21 protein-coding genes and 1 pseudogene are annotated in these 20,136 nt (G+C 56.2%); 5 read left to right on the top strand and 17 right to left on the bottom strand.

The window, feature by feature from the left end; translation table 11 throughout:
- Positions 1–66: 66 nt before the first annotated feature.
- The 16 genes and pseudogenes from ACZ5Q2_RS08190 to ACZ5Q2_RS08115 all read right to left on the bottom strand — a co-directional run bounded on the left by ACZ5Q2_RS08190 (position 67) and on the right by ACZ5Q2_RS08115 (position 14,000).
- Positions 67–1,200, bottom strand: a complete 1,134-nt coding sequence (locus ACZ5Q2_RS08190) for a hypothetical protein (RefSeq protein WP_374813563.1) — start codon at positions 1,198–1,200, stop codon at positions 67–69.
- Positions 1,193–1,768, bottom strand: a complete 576-nt coding sequence (locus ACZ5Q2_RS08185; protein WP_374813565.1) for an ABC transporter permease — start codon at positions 1,766–1,768, stop codon at positions 1,193–1,195. The genes ACZ5Q2_RS08190 and ACZ5Q2_RS08185 overlap by 8 nt, the downstream gene beginning before the upstream one ends.
- A complete protein-coding gene (locus ACZ5Q2_RS08180) occupies positions 1,762–2,511 on the bottom strand; it encodes an ABC transporter permease (protein WP_464597177.1) in 750 nt (249 codons plus the stop codon). The genes ACZ5Q2_RS08185 and ACZ5Q2_RS08180 overlap by 7 nt, the downstream gene beginning before the upstream one ends.
- Positions 2,411–3,181, bottom strand: a complete 771-nt coding sequence (locus ACZ5Q2_RS08175; protein WP_354445747.1) for an ABC transporter ATP-binding protein — start codon at positions 3,179–3,181, stop codon at positions 2,411–2,413. The genes ACZ5Q2_RS08180 and ACZ5Q2_RS08175 overlap by 101 nt, the downstream gene beginning before the upstream one ends.
- A 33-nt stretch (positions 3,182–3,214) precedes the next feature.
- On the bottom strand, positions 3,215–3,703 hold the full coding sequence (locus tag ACZ5Q2_RS08170) for an outer membrane lipoprotein-sorting protein (protein ID WP_227513275.1): 489 nt from the start codon (positions 3,701–3,703) through the stop codon (positions 3,215–3,217).
- A 137-nt stretch (positions 3,704–3,840) separates the two neighbouring features.
- Positions 3,841–4,299 carry a hypothetical protein gene (locus ACZ5Q2_RS08165; RefSeq protein WP_061333255.1) on the bottom strand — a complete coding sequence of 153 codons (459 nt, stop codon included), beginning with the start codon at positions 4,297–4,299 and terminating at the stop codon, positions 3,841–3,843.
- A gap of 67 nt (positions 4,300–4,366) precedes the next feature.
- Positions 4,367–5,017, bottom strand: coding sequence for an isoprenylcysteine carboxylmethyltransferase family protein (locus tag ACZ5Q2_RS08160; protein ID WP_061333256.1), 651 nt, complete (start codon positions 5,015–5,017; stop codon positions 4,367–4,369).
- A complete protein-coding gene (locus tag ACZ5Q2_RS08155; protein WP_058091913.1) occupies positions 5,007–5,213 on the bottom strand; it encodes a DUF2933 domain-containing protein in 207 nt (68 codons plus the stop codon). Before ACZ5Q2_RS08155 ends, ACZ5Q2_RS08160 begins: the two co-directional genes overlap by 11 nt.
- 131 nt (positions 5,214–5,344) lie before the next feature.
- Positions 5,345–6,250, bottom strand: a complete 906-nt coding sequence (locus ACZ5Q2_RS08150) for a DMT family transporter (protein WP_432210245.1) — start codon at positions 6,248–6,250, stop codon at positions 5,345–5,347.
- A 33-nt stretch (positions 6,251–6,283) separates the two neighbouring features.
- Positions 6,284–8,791 (bottom strand): heavy metal translocating P-type ATPase, encoded by a 2,508-nt coding sequence (locus tag ACZ5Q2_RS08145; RefSeq protein ID WP_432210246.1) that lies wholly within the window; start codon positions 8,789–8,791, stop codon positions 6,284–6,286.
- The gene (locus ACZ5Q2_RS08140; protein WP_058091911.1) at positions 8,791–9,018 is read right to left on the bottom strand and encodes a DUF805 domain-containing protein; all 228 of its coding nucleotides are present in this window, start codon (positions 9,016–9,018) and stop codon (positions 8,791–8,793) included. The genes ACZ5Q2_RS08145 and ACZ5Q2_RS08140 overlap by 1 nt, the downstream gene beginning before the upstream one ends.
- A gap of 30 nt (positions 9,019–9,048) precedes the next feature.
- Entirely contained in the window at positions 9,049–10,401 is a 1,353-nt protein-coding gene (locus tag ACZ5Q2_RS08135) for an APC family permease (RefSeq protein ID WP_432210247.1), read from the bottom strand.
- A gap of 11 nt (positions 10,402–10,412) precedes the next feature.
- Positions 10,413–10,769, bottom strand: a complete 357-nt coding sequence (locus tag ACZ5Q2_RS08130; RefSeq protein ID WP_432210248.1) for a hypothetical protein — start codon at positions 10,767–10,769, stop codon at positions 10,413–10,415.
- Between the two features lie 156 nt (positions 10,770–10,925).
- The gene (locus ACZ5Q2_RS08125; protein ID WP_374813573.1) at positions 10,926–11,663 is read right to left on the bottom strand and encodes a copper resistance protein B; all 738 of its coding nucleotides are present in this window, start codon (positions 11,661–11,663) and stop codon (positions 10,926–10,928) included.
- A pseudogene (locus tag ACZ5Q2_RS08120) lies at positions 11,660–13,438 on the bottom strand (copper resistance system multicopper oxidase). Before ACZ5Q2_RS08120 ends, ACZ5Q2_RS08125 begins: the two are co-directional and overlap by 4 nt.
- Positions 13,439–13,451: 13 nt before the next feature.
- Positions 13,452–14,000, bottom strand: coding sequence for a cupredoxin domain-containing protein (locus tag ACZ5Q2_RS08115; protein ID WP_374787473.1), 549 nt, complete (start codon positions 13,998–14,000; stop codon positions 13,452–13,454).
- Between the two features lie 205 nt (positions 14,001–14,205).
- On the opposite strand from ACZ5Q2_RS08115, the gene ACZ5Q2_RS08110 reads away from it, so the two are divergent.
- The 5 genes from ACZ5Q2_RS08110 (at position 14,206) to ACZ5Q2_RS08090 (ending at position 18,982) form a co-directional block, all read left to right on the top strand.
- On the top strand, positions 14,206–14,874 hold the full coding sequence (locus ACZ5Q2_RS08110) for a response regulator transcription factor (RefSeq protein ID WP_374787472.1): 669 nt from the start codon (positions 14,206–14,208) through the stop codon (positions 14,872–14,874).
- Entirely contained in the window at positions 14,858–16,198 is a 1,341-nt protein-coding gene (locus tag ACZ5Q2_RS08105; RefSeq protein ID WP_432210249.1) for an ATP-binding protein, read from the top strand. The genes ACZ5Q2_RS08110 and ACZ5Q2_RS08105 overlap by 17 nt, the downstream gene beginning before the upstream one ends.
- Positions 16,199–16,265: 67 nt before the next feature.
- Entirely contained in the window at positions 16,266–17,591 is a 1,326-nt protein-coding gene (locus ACZ5Q2_RS08100; protein ID WP_230716015.1) for an IS1182 family transposase, read from the top strand.
- Between the two features lie 206 nt (positions 17,592–17,797).
- On the top strand, positions 17,798–18,247 hold the full coding sequence (gene cadR / locus ACZ5Q2_RS08095) for a Cd(II)/Pb(II)-responsive transcriptional regulator (protein ID WP_432210250.1): 450 nt from the start codon (positions 17,798–17,800) through the stop codon (positions 18,245–18,247).
- Between the two features lie 75 nt (positions 18,248–18,322).
- On the top strand, positions 18,323–18,982 hold the full coding sequence (locus ACZ5Q2_RS08090) for a cation diffusion facilitator family transporter (RefSeq protein WP_432210251.1): 660 nt from the start codon (positions 18,323–18,325) through the stop codon (positions 18,980–18,982).
- Here the strand turns inward: ACZ5Q2_RS08090 and ACZ5Q2_RS08085 are convergent.
- Positions 18,945–19,868 carry an AEC family transporter gene (locus ACZ5Q2_RS08085; protein WP_432210252.1) on the bottom strand — a complete coding sequence of 308 codons (924 nt, stop codon included), beginning with the start codon at positions 19,866–19,868 and terminating at the stop codon, positions 18,945–18,947. The genes ACZ5Q2_RS08090 and ACZ5Q2_RS08085 overlap by 38 nt on opposite strands.
- Positions 19,869–20,136: the final 268 nt, after the last annotated feature.

Here is a 20,136-nt window from a genome sequence, read left to right as displayed (position 1 = left end):
AAAACATAGCCGGTCATCTTACGAAAAGATCATCGGCTATTTATCATATAATTCCTAACTACATGTTCAGAAAAACCATTGTAACTCCATTAGCCCGACCGGCTCTAATCTCCCATATTCGCTGTCGTCGTCACCTCCGAACCACTGGGCTCCTGCCGTGAGATAAATTTCCCGTTTGAATGGCAGCGTCCATGTGGACCGGGGGTAAAGTACCCAACTGGCATCATCGGCATTGCGGATGACCACCACGCGATACTGCCAGAACGGATTGATATCCTGCCATGCCAGCAGCCCGATATAATGGCGCCCGGTATACAGTGGGCGGGTGGAAACCAGCCTCAAAAGGTCCAGGTTTCCGGGCCGTGCGGGCTGACCGTTGTAGAAATACTCCAATGCCAGGTTAAAGCCGTTGCGATACGCCCAGTTCAGATCTGCCACGCCCTGCCAGTAACCATCGCCAGTATCTGCTTCGCTCCAGACGAGTTCAGTACGCCAACCGGTGCCGGCCACTGAGCTACTGCCGCTGACACCCGCTTTGGTCGTGCCTGCAAAATCGCCGATCATCACACTGGCATCGACCCCGGCAACAAAACGCTTGGCCCTCGCCGCCGTGCTGGCCTCTTTATCACCGTGTTGCGGGGCATGAACAGCGCTGATTCGGCCAGTTGCCCCCCAGGGGCTGTCCCATAACACGGCGTCCACGCCAATTCGTTCATCAGGTTCCAGATTGAGGGGGCTGACAGGATTGAGAATGTCCATGGGGTTCCAGATCAGGGCGGTGGACCAGTTCACCTGTTGGCGCCCAAATCGGAAATCCCCGGCTGGCGAGCGCCACTGTATGGTGCCTCGGTAGAGTTGGTGACGCGCCAACACATCCCCTGACTCATACACGTCGCCCTGAAGATCCCAGTAGCGTGGATCGGGAACCTCTCTGAGCAGGGCGAATTCCGGGCTGTCCAGAAAACTGCCGGTCACCAGCTCCAGGTCGTAGGCTGCATCCAGAACCCAGTCTTCATATCGATAGCGGGGTTCCAGACGCAGGCGGGTAAGGTTCGAGAAGTAACGATCCTCATCAACCAGCGAGCGCGACCCGGCACTGAGATTCTTGAGCGATCCGGAATGGCTGAAATCAGCCGCAGCGTTCGAAGCCAGCATCAGCCAGGCCAGGCCCACCGCCACCAGTGGAGTGCGATCAACCATGCCGAATGGCCTCAACCGGGTCCAGTCGTGAGGCCCGCCACGCCGGGTACAGCGCTACCAGCACGGAGCACAGGAACAACAGCAGGCTGGGAAGCCAGACATGATCGAAAATCAACACCGGATAGATGCGGTCGATGATACCGGGAATGGCTTCCAGAGAGCGACTGACCGAGGACAGATCAATACCGGTCTGGCCAAGCCAGAACACAAGCAGGCCGCCAACCACCGTTCCTGCCACCATACCCAACACCGCAAGAAAGAATGCCTCAAACAGAATCGTCAGCTGTAATTGTCCACCTCTCGTACCCAGTGCCAGCATGACGCCCAGTTCCGGGGTACGCTCCATCACCGACATCACCATGGTGTTCATGACGCCAATCGCGACCACCACAAAGACCACCGACAGAATGAGATAGAAATCCACCTTGCTCATCTCAACCATCTGCACAACCACAGGCAGCAAGGTTTCCCAGTCCTGGGCCACCAGCCCGTGGTTGGTCAGAGGCGACGACTGGTTCAGAGTCTGTGCCAGGGCCGCACTGTCTGAGCGATCTGACAGCCTCAGCACGATCCGTGAAACTTCGTCTTCCTGCAGTCCACCCAGGCTTCGGGCAGTATTGATATCGATGAATGCATACTCTGTGTCGAACAGGTCACTGCCGGTGCGGTAGATGCCGCGAATGGTCTGGGCGCTGGAGGCAAGATCTCCACCAGCCAGCCCAGGACCTCCACATTGCGTTCCTGCAGCTGCTTCCGCAGGCTTCCAACCACCGCTTCGAACTGGTCAGAGTCCTCTACGCGGGCCGCAATCTCGGTAAACCGACCTTCAAAGGCATACAGCGTCTGGGCGGATGCCAGGGACACCTGGGCCACGAAGCCATCAATACGTTTGATGCCGGTTTCGAAAACACCCACCACCTCGAACCGGTCTGCGCCAATGGAGCCGTCCGCTGCCTGAACCACCAGCACCAGCTCATCTCCCGGGGAGGTACTCAGGGCACTGGCGGCGTCCACGCCCATAACGATCTCATTGTCCCCCTCCAGATAGCGCCCGTGGATGATCGACCGATCAAGCCGGGTTACCTGCGGCTCTGTTGTGCTGTCGACCCCCATCACCTGCAAGGCCCGTGACTGGTCGGCATGGCTGGCCAGCGCATTGCCCGTCACCCTGGGCGTGGTCGCTGCGACACCGGTTACGGAGGACATTTCCTCAGCAAGGTTCCAATGCTCGGCAACGGCAATGTTCATTTCCCGGTCGTCGTGAAATCCGCGCTGGTGCACTTTCAGGTCGCCGGTTACATAACCGGTCATGTTGTTGATCATCTGGGCACTGATGCCATCGATAAAAGCCCAGAGAAACACCAGACCTCCGGCGCGCTCGCTCCATCACCATCGGATCGTGGGTGGAAAACACAAAGGTAATACCGTGCTCCGAGTTCAGACCCCGCATCAGGTCCAGCAGGGCCGCACCGGTCGCGGAGTCGAGATTGGCGGTTGGCTCATCGGCCAGGACAATCGCAGGCTTACTGACGATGGCCCTGGCCACCGCGACACGTTGTTGCTGGCCGCCGGAGAGTTCATGGGGCAGACGCTGTTCCATCCCCTGCAGCCCGACCTCCGCGAGAATGCGCCGGGCCTCGGCCCGTCGTTCCCGAAACGGAATGCCGCGAAGCATCAGCACATACTCCACATTCTCCTGAGCCGACAAGACGCCGATAAGGTTGTATTCCTGAAACACAAAACCGATTTTCCACAACCGCAGAATGGTGCGCTTCTTGCGGCTGAGCCCGGTGATTTCCTCACCCGCCACCTGAATGCGCCCCGTATCCGGTTCGTCCAGGGCCCCGATCTGGTTCAGTAGGGTAGTCTTGCCCGAACCCGACGGCCCCACCAGCGTTGTGAACTCACCGGGCTCGATCGCCACGGATACATCGTTCAGCGCCTTGACGGCGATGGAATCCTGCTGATAAATCCGCGACACATGCTGGACATTGACGATGCTAATAGCGGAGCCTCATTCCGGGTTGCGCAGGCGACGCAATGAGAAAAGCGCCTCGTCTACAGGAATATCGAATTCAATGGATTCAATGTGGATGATCGTTCGGGACACGGGAATAGCGTCCGCGCGGATCTCGAATTCAAGCTGGCTCCAGACCACCGGCGCGTCGGGCCGTGGCGTTGAGACGACCCGGTACACCGGCACCTCGCCTGAATCATCGACCCCGGCAACCTCATGGGTGTAGTCGTCGACAAATGAACTTTCCTTGACCAGATCATCGTTGCTGAAGTTGGACCCCATCCATGGCTGTAGCATCATTGACGGTGGAATCTTGATCGTGCGATCAACTTTGGGAAGGTAATTCCACATGGCATCGCCGATTCTCAGCGAGCCAACGCCAGCCTCTTTTTTCGGTGAGTGAATCCGGATCAAGGTGTGATCGGGCCGATTCATCCAGGCTTCCAACTGCAGCTCCCGAGTCCAGTAGTCACTCTCGATACGCATGGTGGAGCGGCCGTGACTACTGTCTGACCAAAGCAACTGCTCCATGCGTTCAATTAAAGAAACCGCCGAAGTCGTGCTCGCCAGAAGAGGGGCAGAAAACAAAACAATTAGAAGAAAGCAGGAAAGCCTGTAATGAATCACAGATCGTCCATCCGTCCTATTTGCCGGGCCAGGCGCATAGACTCGTTCGTTTCCATCTCCAGTAGTCCTTCCAGCAACTCTCGAGCTTCCGGGATTTCCGCTTTGCCCAAAAGATTCTTGTACAGATTCATGACTTGCTCATGGAAATCCATAACCTCGCGGTAGATTCCCTGGAAATCCAGTTTGGCGTATGGCTCGTCGCAGGTGCGGTGTGTTTCTATCGGATTGTGTCTGAGGTAGTCATAGACCCGTGTTTCCAGTGTGTTACTGGCACTCTGACCCTCAAACTCTTCGACGATCCGTGCAAGTTCCGATTCGTGAGATGCAAGATACTCCAGTAACGCTCCTGCCCTTTCCTCCTCATGCCGCGTGGCGCAGTGCCCGAGACACTGGGCCAGATGCGTGTGCAGGTCTCGGGTCCACTCGATCAACTCACCAAAGCTTTTGATATCCATGATGGCTTACTCTCCTTAAGTTGAACGCACGTCGTTGCGATGCCAATTCAGCGCCCTGGCCATGAAGCTAAATCCGTTGTCGAAAATCCCGGAAACTTGGGATAAACCGTGGTGTTTTAGCCGCATAGTCGCGCCACGCCTCCCCAAACTCTTTCTCGATATCTTTCTCCTCATGAATGGACAAACGTGAGTACATCCATAGGAGTACCGGAAACATTGCCAGGGTAAGCAGCGTCGGCCATTGCAGGAGAAAGCCAAACATGATCAGTGCAAACCCGACATATTGCGGATGACGAACCCAGGCATAAAGCCCACTGGTGGCGAGTTTGCTCTCTTTCTGAGCGGTGTACAGTGTGCGCCAACCGGCCGCGATCAGATAAAATCCACCCGCAATGAAAGCGGTACTCAGCAAATGGAATGGCCCGAAGTGGGGAGAACCCTGCCACCCAAACAACATTTCCAGTAAATGCCCGCTGTCATGGGAAAACCAGTCAACATCTGGGTAGCTGCTTTGTAACCAGCCCGCAAGGAAGTAAATAGTTAACGGGAAACCGTACATTTCAGTAAACAACGCGACCAGAAACGCACTAAAGGCACCAAACGAGCGCCAGTCGCGCTTAGTTTTAGGCTTGAAAAAGCTGAACGCAAAAAAGATAAAAACAGCAGAGTTCAGGACGACGAGACTCCAGAGCCCGTAGTCAGTTGCTTCATTGCTCATGGTGATCTTCCTTTTTCGGACCATGTTGATGTCCGGAATGGCCTCCGTGCATAAATATATGCATTAGCGGGCACAGCAGGAGAATCAACCACGGCAGTGCGCCGAGAATATGAACCTTGTGCTCGCCCCAAAGGAGAACCAGAGCAATCACACCGAAGAAAGAAAGCGTAATCCAATATCGACGGCTAAATTCCATAACGAATTCTCCTGAAGCTGTGACAAGCAATTTTTACTTACCAGCTCCTAAACCCAAGTGATAAGTCTAGGTAATCACAGAAGTCTGAATTCAAACTGAACACTTCAGTCAGCTTGGAAAAAGAGTTGATCTCAATCAATTCCTGGACGAACTTCGCGCACCCTCCCGCCTTCGCCCGGTGCTTTCATGACGATAATCAGACCAATAATTGTGATACTAATGCCGGTGATTTCCACAACAGTGAAGGTTTCCCCAAACCACAGTAGCCCGATAACAACACCTATGGCCGGCGTAAGAAAGGTAAACGAATTGAGACTGTTCAAAGGAGCGCTTGCCAGCAGGGCATACCACAACACGACCATCAGTGCCGTAGCGGGAATGGACAGCATTAAAGCAGCGGTGGCAAACGACCAGGTCCAGTTAATGTCCATGCCTTCGCCCAGGATGACAGAAGCAAAACCCAGAAAAACTGAACCAATTACAAGCTGAATGCCCATTGACCAGTAGATATCATCGCTGCCGGCCTGGTATTTAAGCAGTACGTTTCCAATGGCAGTACCAACGGCGCCACCAAGAATATAAACCGATCCTGTGAATCTGGAGTTACTTACTTCCATGTCAGGCGCTGCGAGCACCACAACACCGATAAAGCCAATGAGTAATCCGGCAAACAGACGCCCGCTCACAACTTCCCTGATGAAAAAATAGGACAACACAGCTGCAAAAAGTGGTTGTGCGTTTGCCAAAACGGTTGCAAGCCCGGGGCCCAATTCTCCGGCTCCGAGAAACATCCCGCCAAGCCCCATACCCGTGTAACTGAAACCGATAGCCGTCAACAAAAAAAACTGTCGGGGGGAGTATCGGACGCGACCGCCCCTTGCAAGGGCGATCAGAACCAGGCAGATACCCGCCAGCAATGCCCGTAACGCCGCAAAAAGCAAGGGTGGCGCGTCTGGAAGACCCACCACGATAAAGGGAAAGCAGATTGCCCATAACACCGTGACAAGCAACATGCCGACAATTGATCGTATCGACATCAACTGACCCGACGCCAACCACGGTTCACCATGTTAGCGGCGCACTTTATCGTAACGCCGACGCAGCAACATCGAATTACCAATGACGGACAGCGAGCTGGCGGTCATTGCCACCACACCGATCATCGGGTGCAACAGCCCCGCCGCGGCGATAGGAATAGCCGCAGCGTTGTATCCACTGGCCCATAGGAGGTTCTCAACGATCTTTTTGAAGGTCGCACGTGACAGCACCATGGCGTCAACAACACCAGATAATTCGCCACGGACCAGGGTAACGTCAGCAGCTTCGATAGCCACATCCGCACCAGCGCCTATGGCAATGCCTACGTTAGCCTGTTTGAGTGCCGGGGCGTCGTTAATGCCATCACCCACCATGGCAACATGATTGCCGTACTTTTCCTGCAGTTCCCGAATGGCATCCACCTTGCCTTCCGGCAACACCCCGGCGCGAACCTCGTCAATGCCCACTTCACGGGCAACGGCGTTGGCTGCACGCTCGTTGTCACCAGTAATCATCACAACATACAGTCCTTGCTCGTGCATGGCCCGAATGGCGGCCACCGATTCGTCCTTGAGCGTGTCGGCTACCGCGACAATGCCGCAGGCCTGACCGTCGCGGGCGACAATGACGGCGGTTCTGCCCTTGCCCTCCAGGTCCTGAAGCGCCTGGTCCAGGGCGTCCAGCCCTTGCACACCGCTTTCTTCCAATAGCAGACGGTTACCGATCAGCACCGTCTGACCCGCCACGGTTCCGGACACGCCCCGGGCACCGGTGGAGCGGAAGTCAGATACATCACCGGGCTTTACGCCCCGCTCCCGGGCGCCGTCGACGATCGCTCGGGCGATGGGGTGTTCAGAGGCATTCTCTACCGCAGCCGCAAGCTCCAGCAGTTCGGTTTCCGTTATCCCCGAGGCGACGACGGTTTCCGTGAGTTTTGGCTCTCCCCGGGTAATTGTTCCGGTTTTATCCAACACCATGACCTTGATGTCCTTGAAGGTCTGGATAGCCTCTCCCGAGCGAATCAGGATGCCGCGCTCGGCACCAATACCTGACCCCACCATCAGGGCCGTTGGCGTTGCCAGTCCCAGGGCGCACGGGCAGGCAATCACCAACACCGCAATAGCCGCCAGGATAGCCAGCACCGGCGTGGCCGCCGTCGGGTCCACCCACGGCAGGAAAGCGGCGCCCCATTCAAGGATTGGTCGGAGTGTATCGCCTGCAAACAGCCAGACCACAAGACTGCCCAGGGCAATAACAAGAACCAGCGGCACGAAGCGACCGGTCATGCGGTCAGCAAACTCCTGGATTGGCACCCTGGAGCCCTGAGCCTCGTCGATCAGTTTCACCACCTGGGCCAGGAAGGTATCACCACCAACACGGGTAGCCTTGACTCTCAGGCGACCTTCCTTGTTGATGGTGGCACCAATAACCGTGTCTCCCGTGCTTTTGTATACCGGGACAGACTCGCCAGTGGCAATGGATTCATCCAGATGACTCTCACCATCCACCACTTCACCATCAGTGGGCACCTTGTCACCGGGCCGGACAATCATGATGTCGCCTGGAGCCAAATCCTTCACGGGAATTTCGACCTCTTCCCCTTCCCGTTCCACGCGCGCGGTCTTAGCGCCGAGGGTGAGCAATTTCCGGATGGCCTCCGAGGCCTTGCCCTTGGCTTTTGCTTCCAGGTACCGACCAAGCACATGGAAGGTCATGATGGTGGCAGCCATCTCGATGAAGGAGGTCATCGGATAGACAAAGCCCACCAGGCCAATGATGAACGGTGGCAGGCTGCCCATGGATATCAGCACATCCATGTTGAAGGTGCCGTTCTTCAGGGAGCGCCAGGACGCCTTATGGGTAGCGGCACCGCCGAAGAGAAACACCACGGGGAATGCCAGCACGACGACAATCGCCAGATAGCCCGGGATGGGCTGCCAGAACATATGCGGCATCATCAGCAGCATGATCAGCGTGGTCGGTACCGCAGCAATCCAGAGCCTTCGCAAGGCAAGCTTGAGGTAAGCCTCCTCGACGGCTGAGTCTTCTTCCTGGTTGGTGTCTCCCTCCAGCGCAACAGCGGCAACGTCGTATCCGGCGCCCTCGATCAGCTTCTTCAGCTCCTGCTCTGCAGGACCCGCCGGGCCGACCACCACGCTTACGGTGTGGTTGGCGATATTGGTTGAAATGGTCTGCACGCCGTCGTGTCGCCCAAGTGTGCTTTTGATGATGCCTGCGCAGTGATCAGACCCCATCCCCGGAACAGTCACCTTGAACGTTCTGGTGCCAACCTCTCTGACGGAAGCCACATCGTAGCCAGCCCCCTCCACTGCCTTTCTTACAGCATCTCCGTCAGGGCCAGACGTGAAGGAGCGTACACTCACCCTGTGCCTGGCTATGTTGGTTTGAACATTACTGACTCCGTCCAGGCGACTGATCGTCTTGTTGATAATACCGGCGCAGTGGTCTGATCCCATTCCCGGCACAATCAACTCAAGTTCTCTTTGTCCCTGCGGTGCCTGATTTTTCGCCTTGTCCATCAAGACCTCCCTTCGCCGTCTTTGTTGCTTGGCCAGTCTCCAAACGCAATGATGTACAACAGAATCAGGTTCACTATCGGTATCAATATCAGGATACCCATCCACCCCGGATATCCCGTGCGCTGGCAAATGCGCCAGGCCGGAATGACAACAACGATGGCAATCACCAGCATCCACAGCCAATGCCCTGCCCACATGGTGTGGCCAAACATATTATCTTCCATCATGGTCCTGCCCTCCTCGTTGTATCCTGGTTATTAGTGGTTATGTTCATGAGGCTTCTCATGTCCCGATTGCCGGGAATTCTCAGACTTTTTCAGGAAGATCTGCTCGACTACCGCGATTGCAATCATGGTGACAACTGCCACGCCGATAACGAACGGATCGGTATTCAGTTTGACCCAGACAAAGCCTCCAAGGACGAGCAAATCCAGCAAAATGGCGATAGCTGGCACCCACGCTTTGGCCTGCACATCTTCGCGCAAATAGCGAAGTACGCCCCAATGGATGGCTATGTCCATGATCAGATAGAACACAATGCCCAGCGCCGCGATGCGGGAGAGGTCAAAGAATGCGGTCAGAATCAGCCCCAGAGCTACAGTGTAGACCAGTGTGTGCTTCTGGATGCTACCCGGCATGCCGAAATGCCGGTGAGGAACCAGTTTCATTTCCGTCAGCATCGCGAGCATCCGGGATACCGCGAAAATGCTGGCCAGAATACCTCCGGCGGTAGCCATCATGGCAATGGCAACGGTGAACCAGACAGCGTATTCCCCCAGTGCCGGGCGCGCGGCAGCGGCAAGGGAGTAGTCTCGCGTTTCGATAATTTCAGCCAATGACAGGTTGCTGGCGACAGCAAATCCGACCAGCGTGTAAATCACCACGCAGGCCGCAATGGAAATAACAATGGCGCGCCCCACGTTTCGCTTCGGGTCTTTAACTTCCGAGCCACTGTTGGTGATGGTGGTGAAACCCTTGAAAGCCAGAATCCCGAGCGCAGTAGCTCCCAGAAAATTACCAGCAGCTCCAGCGTCGCCCGGGCTCGAGAAATCGACCGAAATGCTGTCGGCAATCCACAAACCAACCAACCCAAAAATCAATATGCCGCCGATTTTCAGGACCCCGATAAAGGAAGCCACGCCCTGAATCATCCGGTTGCCCTGAAGATTGACAAGAAATGCCACCAGAATCAGTGATACCCCCAAAATGGGAACCATTCGCCCGCTTTCATCGCCTCCGAAAAGCTGCATGGTGTAGGAGCCAAACGTGCGCGCGAGAAAGCTCTGGGCAATCACCATGGAAAAATACATCAGCAAGGCATTAAACGCGGTTGGCAGCCGATTGCCGTAGGCCTTGTGCAAGTACATGCCAATACCGCCCGCAGACGGCCAGGTATTGGAGATTTTAATATAGGAGTAGGCGCTGAAGCTGACAATCACCGCCGCTGCAAGGAACGCGAGCGGGAACAGAGCACCCGTCATTTGTGCCATTTGCCCGGTCAATGCAAAAATACCGGCGCCAATCATGACACCGGTACCCAGCATAACGGTTCCCGTGAGGGTGAGACTGCCTTCCTTGTAGCGAGTAGTTCTGTCCTGCTCCCTGCTCATCTAACCTCCAGCTATTTTCGTTTCATGGGCGGGATCTTTGAACAGCAAAACGGATCAAGTTTGGCATTGGCACGTACGTTATCATCTGTAAACCGGTACCACGCCAGTTTCCGTTTAGTCCACCACCCCCCCTTCAACCGACCGCCATGTGCTTCAATCGCCTCCAGCAACTGATCGGTGGACCAATGGGTTCCATCGAAGGTGACTTGCAGTTGGTTATTTGCCTTGCGTTCGGCAAAATCTACACAGGGATGATGGTTGAGTTCGTGAATAAAATCAAACCATTCGCCCTCTTCAATACCTTCAACGGCAAGTTTTCGGCGCAGCAGAAACTGCTCTTGGTTCGATGCTTTGTGTGCTTTAGTCATGGGAGAAACCTCTACACCAGGTTAATTCCTTTTATTACAGCACCCCAACCTGAACTAAAACTGAAAAGAGACGAAGGATTTCGATGGAACTGACATACATCAAATAGTAGATGGAAAACGGGCTCCAGGAATTCCCGGAGCCCGTTAAAACGGTGATCAGAAGGCCAGTCTCGCCCCAACGACTGCAAACCAGTCCTCGGTACCCCCGCCGCTGGCGCGGGCGAGATCGGCTGTGTCGCCGTATTTGCGCTCATGGACCACGCCCACATATGGTGAGAAAGAGCGGTCGATCAGGTCGTAACTCAGCCTCAAGCCCATCTCGGTGGAGTTTATACCCTTACCCACGCCAATCTCCCGGTCTTCCGAGAACGCCAGCAAGGTTTCGAAGGTGGCAGAGACAATCCAGTAATTAGTGATCAGCAGCTCGTACTCAGCCTGAAAATCCACCGAGGCGTCGCCCTCATCACTGACATACAGGTTGGTATCGATCTCGAACCAGTACGGTGCCAGACCGGTCAGCCCAATCACGCCGTAAACCCGGTCCGGGCCCTCAGGTGTATCAATGCGAATACCTGCCTTGGCGTCCCAGAACTCGCTGATCGGTGTCTGGGCCAGAAACTGGTTTTCCAGAGTTTCCCAGGCGTTGTGGGCTTCCTCCCACTCCCCCGTGAACTGCCACCGAAACTTCAGTTCGTCGCTGCCATACCAGGCATCGGATTCAATCACTGCCAGTTTTTCATCAGAGTCGCTGTAGCGGTACTCGAATTTTTCAGCACTGACACCCCAGAACGTGTTAACGCTGTTCGCATCAATCGCCTCGTCTGCCAACACGATGGCAGGCCCCATCAGCGTCAAAGCAGAAATCCGGGCGAGCCATGGGTTACGCGTTGTCATACGTCACCTCCCTTGGCCCGTGCATCGCCAGAGGCGACTTCTTCATCCGGACCGCCCTCAACCACAATCTTGCGGAACATGCCTGCCGCTGCGTGATAGGACAGATGGCAATGGAACGCCCACTCACCCGGTGCATCCACCTCGGTTTCCATATACACCGTGGTTGCCGGCGCCACGCTGATCACGTGCTTGATCGGATTCCACTTACCGGCCCCGACATCGAGGATCGACCACATGCCGTGCAGGTGCATCGGGTGTGTCATCATGGTTTCGTTCACAAACTTGAACCGGACCCGCTCTCCGTATTGCAGCACGACCGGGTCGGCGTCTTTGTATTTCACGCCATTGATGCTCCACTCGAAGCGCTCCATATTTCCGGTCAGGCGCATTTCAATTTCGCGGGTCGGCTCACGCTCCTCATAGAGCGGGCTTTGAGCCCGCAGATCGGAGTAAGACAGGAACTTACCGCCATTGCTGGCCGTTGGCAGCAAGCCACTGCCGCTTGCGTAGAAGGGGGCTTCCGGCATGCCAGCACCGTGGGCCGAATGATCCATGCCACCCTGACTCATGGAGTCGTGGTTCATGGACCCGTGATCCATGCTCCCGTGATTCATGTTGCCGTGGTTCATGTTGCCATGATTCATGCTGCTGTGATCCATCGCCCCATCGCTCATATTGCCATGGTCCATACCGCCATGATTCATCGAGCCGTGGTCCATATCGCCATGGTCCATGTGGCCAGGCATGTCTGCCATGGTCAGCATCGGCGCTTTGCGCAGTTCCGGCACTTCAGCCACCATGCCCTCGCGGGGTGCCAGCGTGCCACGGGCATAGCCGGAGCGGCCCATGGACTCGGCGAAGATGGTTTAGGCCTGCTCATCACGGATGTGCACAATCACATCGTAGGTTTCTGCCACACCAATCCGGAACTCGTCCACATTCACCGGCTGGACGTTATTACCATCGGCCTGGACCACCGTCATCTTCAAGCCCGGAATGCGGATGTCAAAGTAGGTCATGGCAGAGGAATTGATAAACCTCAGGCGCACCCGTTCACCGGGCTTGAACAGCCCCGTCCAGTTCTGTTCCGGCCCCTTACCATTGATCAGGCCGGTGAAGCCCTGCACTTCGTCAATATCCGCTTTCATCATGCGCATCTGCCCCCACATCATTCGATCACGCAGGGTTGCCATAAAGCCTTGCTCACGGGATTCGGTAAAGAAATCCATCACCGTTTGCTGTTGGCGATTGTAGTAGTCAGGCGACGACTTCAGGTTCCGCATAATGCGATCACCGGAATGCGGGTGTTTATCGGTCAGTTGCACCACGTACTCGCGGTCATATCGGAACGGCTCCCGACCTTCGGGCTCTATGATGATGGCCCCGTAGGCGCCATTCGGTTCCTGGAAACCGGAGTGGCTGTGGTACCAGTAGGTGCCCGCCTGCACCACCGGGAATCGGTAGGTAAAGGTTTCACCCGGCTTGATGCCGGGAAAGCTGATGCCAGGCACACCGTCCTGTTCAAACGGCAGGATCAGGCCGTGCCAGTGTATCGAGGTTGTCTCTTTCAGGTTGTTGGTGACGTTGATCACCACGTCCTCGCCCTCTTTGAATCGAAGGGTCGGGCCGGGCGAGCTGCCGTTGTAGCCAATGCCTTCCTTGACGAAATCGCCGGTATCAATTTTGACCCGGTCAACCGTCAGGTCATATTCCCCTGCCACGCCGATGGCCGGCAACAGCAGGGCCAGGGTAACCGCTATCAGACGTCTGGTCATGGTTCTACTCCTGTTACTGTTGGAACCTTACGTCACCGTACATGCCTGCCTGGTAATGGCCGGGCACGTTGCAGGCGAACTCCAGGGTGGTGTCACCGGAAAAACGCCAGATCAGTTCACCGCTCTGGCCCGGCTCCAGCAGTACGCTGTTCGGATCGTCATGCTTCATGGAGTGCCCGCCCCCCATATCCATTTCCATCATCTGGTGGTTGATGGTTCCACCCTGGATAACCCCGTGCTCCACCATCATGGCCATTTCTTGCTGATGGGCTTCGTGCATATCGGCCGTTCCGATATTGAACTCGTGCACCAACTGGCCGTGATTTTCCACCACGAAACGCACCACCTCACCTTTCTGAATGTCGATGGTTTCCGGCTCGTAGTAGTTGTCATACATAGCCACCGTGACGGTGCGAGTGGCTTCCGAAGCGTTTGCCGGTTCGCCAATGGCAGCGCCAGAGCCGTGTCCATGCCCGTGGCTGTGCCCATGGGCGCCGGCGCCAAAGGCGGTAGCAGAAAGTGACAAGGCGGCCGCCGCAGTGATGAACTTTGTTATTCTCATGGAAATGTCTCCTGTATTGTGACTGGTGAGGAATGCAGGCCCGGAGTGAGCAACATTCAAGTGCAGAGCGAACAGGCGATACCATGGCCCACCAACCTGAATTCTTTCTGAAAAAGCCGATTAATTGCTGTTCAGGCTGAATTCAGGCTACTGCGGCATAGTGCTTTGGGGTACAACAGGAACCGCTGCAATCGAGGCGAGTGAGATGAGATTACTGCTAGTAGAGGATGACCGCTTATTGGCTGATGGCCTTTCACGTCAGCTTGAAAAATCAGGCTTCAGTGTCGATATCGCAAGTACAGCGAAAGAGGCTGGCATTCTCGGCTCGCAGGAGAGCTATCGCGTGTGTGTGCTGGATCTGGGCCTGCCAGATGGCAATGGTTTGACGGTGCTCAAACAATGGCGCGCTCACCGCATCGATTTTCCAGTGCTGATTCTGACCGCCAGAGGCGATTGGCAAGATAAGGTTGACGGCCTTAAAGCAGGTGCCGATGACTACCTGGCCAAGCCGTTCCAGACGGAAGAGCTGGTCGCCCGCCTTAATGCAATCGTCCGGCGCGGCGATGGGCGCGTGTCCTCTACCGTTAGAGCGGGCCGGTTTGAGCTGGATGAAAACCGTCAGAGCCTGAAAATGCAGGATGGCACCGAACACTCGCTCACGGGTACCGAGTTCCGCCTGCTCCGATGCCTGATGAACCGCCCGGGGCATGTCTTTTCCAAAGACCAGCTCATGGAACAACTCTACAGCCTTAACGACAACCCGAGTGACAACGTCATCGAAGCCTACATCCGCCGATTGAGGAAACTGGTGGGCGCTGAAACCATTGCGACCCGGCGGGGCCAGGGATATCTGTTCAATGATGCCGAACACTAAACCCCTGTCCGTCAGAACCACCCTGCTGACGCTCCTGTTACCATCAGGCATTGTGTTAATGGCACTGGCGTGGGTCGTCCATGGCCTGTTGCTGGACCGCATGTCGCGGGATTTCGTAGAGGGCAGATTGCACGACGAAGTTGCCTTCCTGGAACTACAGGTGCGACAGTCCGGTGGCCAACTGGACGCCCTGCAGACCGGGGACTATTTCGAGGAAGTTTTCCACCATGCGTTCGCGCTTCATTCCCCCGCCATAACCACGATTTCTCCCGAGTCCTGGCGCCCCTTGCTGGAACCACTTCTGGAGACCGAGCAGCAAGGGAGCATCCGGGTTCAGGGCTCCGGAGCCGCCGGTGCACCATCAGACATTCTGGCTTATCGCCGACAGATTACGATTGATGGCGTGCCCTATGTCATCATCGTGTCAGAAGACATGGACGCGCTCAGGTCCAGCCAGGCGGAGTTACACGCATGGACGGCCATCGTATCGATTCTGCTCATTCTGTTACTGGTTGCCGCCATCTGGGTTGGTATCGCCCTTGCCCTGAGGCCAGTGGCCTCGCTGCAGTCTGCGCTGACACAATTGCAGGGTGGCACCATTTCACGCATTGATGTTCGGGCGCCAGAAGAATTCCGGCCCCTGGTAAACCAACTGAACCAGCTGTTAGATTCGCTGGATCAGCGCCTGGAGCGCTCCCGGGACGCCCTGGCCAACCTCTCCCACAGTGTCAAAACCCCCATTGCTGCGGTCCGTCAGATACTTGAGGACGACAGCCGCCCCCTGGATACAGCCTTAAGGGACGAAATGGCGCGCCGGCTCAGCCACATCGACAAGCAGCTTGAAACCGAGATGCGCCGGAGTCAGTTTGCCGGGCCGCAGGTCGGAAAAAGTGCATTACCCGTCAAGCAGGCCAGGGATTTGTTGTGGATGCTGGGCCGCTTGTATCCTGAAAAATCGTTTGAGCTGACGACGGATTTAACAGACGAACACCGTTGGCCGGTTGAAGAGCATGACCTGAACGAAGTGTTCGGCAACCTGCTCGATAATGCCGGTAAATGGGCCACTCACAGCATAGAACTGTCACTCGATGAGCCCGTCAACTCCGTGAGAATTATTGTGACTGATGATGGCCCGGGGGTCGCTACGGAAAATCTCGATCACCTTGGCAGCCGGGGGCTCAGGCTGGATGAGCAAACACCCGGCCATGGTTTGGGGCTGGCCATTGTTCGGGATATCGTACAACGCTATGGTGGCCGTATAAACTTTAGCGATGGCGCAAAAGGTGGCCTGCGCGTTGAGGTTGATCTGCCGCGTAAATCCTAGGAGTCTGCGCGGCAGAAGCTCGTTTCTGGCATAATAAACCGAAAATTTTTCGGCAACAGGACGTCTGATGGGAACCACTTTCCGCCCGTACTCGCCCGACCAGGAATTGCTCCTTCCCCCAAGCCTGAACGAGTGGCTGCCTGATGGCCACCTGGCCTATTTTGTCAGTGATGTTGTCGAGGAGCTGGATTTGAGTGCGTTTTACGCCCGCTACGAAGGCAACGGTCGGCGTAACTCGCCGTTCGATCCGCGGATGATGCTGAAGGTTCTTATTTACGCCTACGCCACCGGCGTATTCTCCTCACGCAAGATTGCCCGGAAGTTGGAGGAAGACGTCGCCTTTCGGGTTCTGGCTGCGGGTAATTTTCCCAAGCACCGCACGATCTGTGATTTCCGCAAACACCATCTGGTCGCCTTCAAGGCCATCTTCATTCAAGTCGTACGGATTGCCCGGGAGGCGGAGCTGATCACGCTGGGAACACTGGCGATTGATGGCACAAAGATTCGGGCTAATGCCAGTAAGCACAAGGCCATGAGCTATGGCCGCATGGGCGAGGAAGAAGATCGTTTATCGAAAGAGATCGATGGGCTATGTCGTCAGGCCCGTCGAACGGATGAGTCGGAAGATCGGCAGTTCGGCCCGGATCAGCGGGGTGATGAGCTACCTGAGGAGTTGCAGTACCGACAGGCGCGACTGGACAAGATCCGCGCTGCCAAGGAGAAATTGGAAGCGGATCAGAAAGCGCGGGATACAGCCAAAGGCCGGCACCCGGACGATGATCGCCGCCCACCCCGCGGTGGCCGGAACTTCAAGCGAGATTACGGGGTGCCGGACGACAAAGATCAAAGCAACTTTACCGACCCGCAAAGCCGGATTATGAAAACGGCGGATGGGTTCCAGCAATGCTACAACGGCCAGTTGGCCGTGGATGGTGAATTCCAACTGATTGTCGCTAATCATCTGGGCAGCAATGCCAGTGATCAGGGTCGCCTGATACCGCTACTGGATGACGTGAAAGACATCCTGAAAACCTATCCGCAACAATGCCTGGCCGATGCCGGTTACCGTAAAGAAGACGACTTACAGTCCCTGGAGGACAAAAGGATCGACGGTTATGTCTCGCTGCGTCGGGAAGGGAAAAAGAGCGCAGAGATAGACGCGAGCGGTTATCCCGCCACGTCACGGATGGCCGAGAAGCTGGCCACCGCGACGGGGCGATCGGTTTACGCCCGGCGCAAGTATCTGGTTGAGGCGGTTAATGGCTGGATCAAGCATATTCTGGGCTTCCGGCAGTTCAGCCTGAGGGGGCTTAATGCCGTGCAAGGCGAATGGGATCTGGTCTGCCTGTCGCTTAACCTCAGGCGGATGAGTTCGCTGATGAGGCTGACATAGGCGATCTGAGGCGGCGTGCTGGGCCGTGCTGAGTGGTCGGGCTACGGTTGTGAACTTGCCTATAACCGTCTTGATTGCCTAGACAGAAAATCGTGACTCTATCCGGTTGGATACTGCGCCTATACTCTCGGGCACAACCGTGATTCGGCGCGGCGGAGGCACTTGCTCAAAACACTTCTGCCGCGCAGACTCCTAGGGGGCTGAAATTGAAAATAGGTAAACTATCAAAGACAACAGGCCTGCCGGTAGAAACCATCCGCTACTATGAAAAGATCGGCCTGATGCCAGCGCCTGAGCGCAACGCCAGTGGCTATCGCCAGTACCGGTCTGATCACCGTGATCGACTGTTGTTCATCAAACGCTGCCGCAATCTGGACATGACCCAGGACGAAATCCGGGAACTGATCCAGCTTACTAACCAGCCCGAGGCGGACTGCAGCGAGGTAGATGCTCTGCTTGCCCGACACCTGAACCATGTACGGGAGCGCCTCGCGGAACTGGCCCGGTTGGAGCAGACACTGGAACGACTGCAAAAGGCCTGTTCTCGGGGGAGAACCGTCAGCGAATGCGGGATTCTGGATGGTCTTAACTCAGAAATCGGCCAACTTGAAGATAACCACCATGCTAACCACGTTCCCGGCACCCATGGAAAATAATCTCAGCTGAAGAGTTGACCCTGTAGTAACTTCAGGGTTTTCAATAGAGACAACCTGATTCAAAGGAGGTCTCTGATGGCATGCAGTTGTTCCGTACCAGAACCCAAAGGCCCGGCTCCGGGCTTTCGTAAAGCGCTCTGGATTGCCCTGTGGGTGAATCTCGCCATGTTCTTCGTGGAAGGCCTGGCAAGCCTTCAGTCCGGCTCCGTGGCACTCATGGCGGACGCCATCGACTTCTTTGGCGACAGCGCCAACTACCTGCTTTCCCTGAGTGTGCTGAGTATGGGCATGCTCTGGCGTGGGCGGGCGGCCTTGGTCAAAGGATTAACCATGGCTACCTTTGGGCTGGTGGTCTGGGGCCGTGCCATCTGGGTGCTCCAGAGCGGCGTTACACCGGAGCCACTGACCATGGGGCTTGTCGGGTTACTGGCCCTGGCGGCCAACGTCGGTGTGGCGGTGATGCTGTTCAAGTTCCGGGAGGGTGATTCCGATATGCGCTCAGTCTGGCTTTGCAGCCGTAACGATGCCATCGGCAATCTGGCGGTGATGGGCGCAGCCCTGGGCGTATTTGGCACCGGCTCCGCCTGGCCGGACCTGATTGTAGCGGGCATTATGGGCACCCTGGCACTGACTGCCGGTATCAGCGTGGTTCGCCATGCCCGGTCAGACATCGCCAATGCCCGGGCAGCAAACCGGCTTACGCCCCGAACACCAAGGCAATCATCACCGGAATAAAACCGAGCGCGAACAGCGTACTGAGCAGGGTCGTACCGGCCGCCTGTCTTGGGGCTGCATTCAGTAAAGTCGCAATCACTACCGTGTTGGCGGCAATCGGAGTGATGGAAATCAGTAAAATGGCCTGATGCACCGCCAGGTCGTAAATGCCCAGCACCTGGGCATCCAGCCACCAGAAGGCCAGCGCCAGCGCCGGCCAGCTGACGAACTTGCCAAAGAAGGCCAGGCCGGTGAACACCGGATTGCCGGCCAGGCCCCGGAAACTCATTATGCCCATGCCGATAATCATCATGCCCAGAACACTGTAGGCACCGCGCAGATTATCGAACAGCGGCACAAACGTCTCCGGAATCGACACCCCTGACAGATTCAATGCCACTGCCGCCGCAAACGCATACACCGACGGCAGTCTTGCCACGCGCACCAGGGCATCGCGAATGCTGTACTTGCCCCTTGCCGCCAGATAGAAGCCCACCGAATTCTCGAACAGCGTGGTGCCCAGCATGCACACGATATAGAGCGCCAGCCCCTGCTCTCCGAACAACAGCAAAGCCACGGGAATACCGAAGTAACCCGTGTTGCCGGTACCCACCGATAACGGGATAACGGATGCACTGCCGTCGGTCAGTAGTTTGCGGGCAATGGCCAGGTGAATCAGGGCAATCAGGGTGCAGAAACCGAATACCAGGGCGGGCAACAGAATGACCTCGGGCGTCAGCGGTGCAGCCATGACTCCTGAGAACACTACCGACGGCGTCACGATGTAAAGCATGATCCCGGCGATATGTTTTCCACTGGCCTCCAGATAACGGCCGGCAATCCACCCCAGCGCAACCGTGACGTAGAGCGGGATCAGCTTGAAGAAAAGGGCAAGTGCAGCGGCCATCGACACTCCAGGTGGGCAGATTGTTTACAGACAGGACGGCGGCGAAGTCTAACACCTACCCATCTGGAGGTAACTCCCCAGCGCAATAGTGAAACACCGGGCGTTCTTTGATAATCACCAGCAACATCAGGAATACATCTCTATATCCTGGTGGGGCAGTCAGGTATTTGAAACAACCAAGGAGAGAGACCAATGGCCGAGCGGGATAATCGCGGCCAACTGACCGAGCAGGTGGTCAGGGGCAAACACCTTTGGGTAGAGGATCCCC

This window comes from Marinobacter alkaliphilus, assembly GCF_055394375.1.
This window is presented reverse-complemented; position numbering and strand designations above follow the sequence as displayed.

Excerpts from the sequence above, each read along its gene's own strand:
- ACZ5Q2_RS08160 (WP_061333256.1), bottom strand. The coding sequence starts at position 5,017 with ATGAGCAATGAAGCAACTGACTACGGGCTCTGGAGTCTCGTCGTCCTG.
- ACZ5Q2_RS08100 (WP_230716015.1), top strand. The coding sequence starts at position 16,266 with ATGGGAACCACTTTCCGCCCGTACTCGCCCGACCAGGAATTGCTCCTT.
- ACZ5Q2_RS08145 (WP_432210246.1), bottom strand. The coding sequence starts at position 8,791 with ATGGACAAGGCGAAAAATCAGGCACCGCAGGGACAAAGAGAACTTGAG.
- ACZ5Q2_RS08125 (WP_374813573.1), bottom strand. The coding sequence starts at position 11,663 with ATGACAACGCGTAACCCATGGCTCGCCCGGATTTCTGCTTTGACGCTG.
- ACZ5Q2_RS08180 (WP_464597177.1), bottom strand. The coding sequence starts at position 2,511 with ATGACCGGTTATGTAACCGGCGACCTGAAAGTGCACCAGCGCGGATTT.
- ACZ5Q2_RS08085 (WP_432210252.1), bottom strand. The coding sequence starts at position 19,868 with ATGGCCGCTGCACTTGCCCTTTTCTTCAAGCTGATCCCGCTCTACGTC.
- ACZ5Q2_RS08165 (WP_061333255.1), bottom strand. The coding sequence starts at position 4,299 with ATGGATATCAAAAGCTTTGGTGAGTTGATCGAGTGGACCCGAGACCTG.
- ACZ5Q2_RS08170 (WP_227513275.1), bottom strand. The coding sequence starts at position 3,703 with ATGCGTATCGAGAGTGACTACTGGACTCGGGAGCTGCAGTTGGAAGCC.
- ACZ5Q2_RS08155 (WP_058091913.1), bottom strand. The coding sequence starts at position 5,213 with ATGGAATTTAGCCGTCGATATTGGATTACGCTTTCTTTCTTCGGTGTG.
- ACZ5Q2_RS08105 (WP_432210249.1), top strand. The coding sequence starts at position 14,858 with ATGATGCCGAACACTAAACCCCTGTCCGTCAGAACCACCCTGCTGACG.
- ACZ5Q2_RS08115 (WP_374787473.1), bottom strand. The coding sequence starts at position 14,000 with ATGAGAATAACAAAGTTCATCACTGCGGCGGCCGCCTTGTCACTTTCT.
- ACZ5Q2_RS08150 (WP_432210245.1), bottom strand. The coding sequence starts at position 6,250 with ATGTCGATACGATCAATTGTCGGCATGTTGCTTGTCACGGTGTTATGG.
- ACZ5Q2_RS08135 (WP_432210247.1), bottom strand. The coding sequence starts at position 10,401 with ATGAGCAGGGAGCAGGACAGAACTACTCGCTACAAGGAAGGCAGTCTC.
- ACZ5Q2_RS08190 (WP_374813563.1), bottom strand. The coding sequence starts at position 1,200 with ATGGTTGATCGCACTCCACTGGTGGCGGTGGGCCTGGCCTGGCTGATG.
- ACZ5Q2_RS08130 (WP_432210248.1), bottom strand. The coding sequence starts at position 10,769 with ATGACTAAAGCACACAAAGCATCGAACCAAGAGCAGTTTCTGCTGCGC.
- ACZ5Q2_RS08110 (WP_374787472.1), top strand. The coding sequence starts at position 14,206 with ATGAGATTACTGCTAGTAGAGGATGACCGCTTATTGGCTGATGGCCTT.
- ACZ5Q2_RS08140 (WP_058091911.1), bottom strand. The coding sequence starts at position 9,018 with ATGATGGAAGATAATATGTTTGGCCACACCATGTGGGCAGGGCATTGG.
- ACZ5Q2_RS08090 (WP_432210251.1), top strand. The coding sequence starts at position 18,323 with ATGGCATGCAGTTGTTCCGTACCAGAACCCAAAGGCCCGGCTCCGGGC.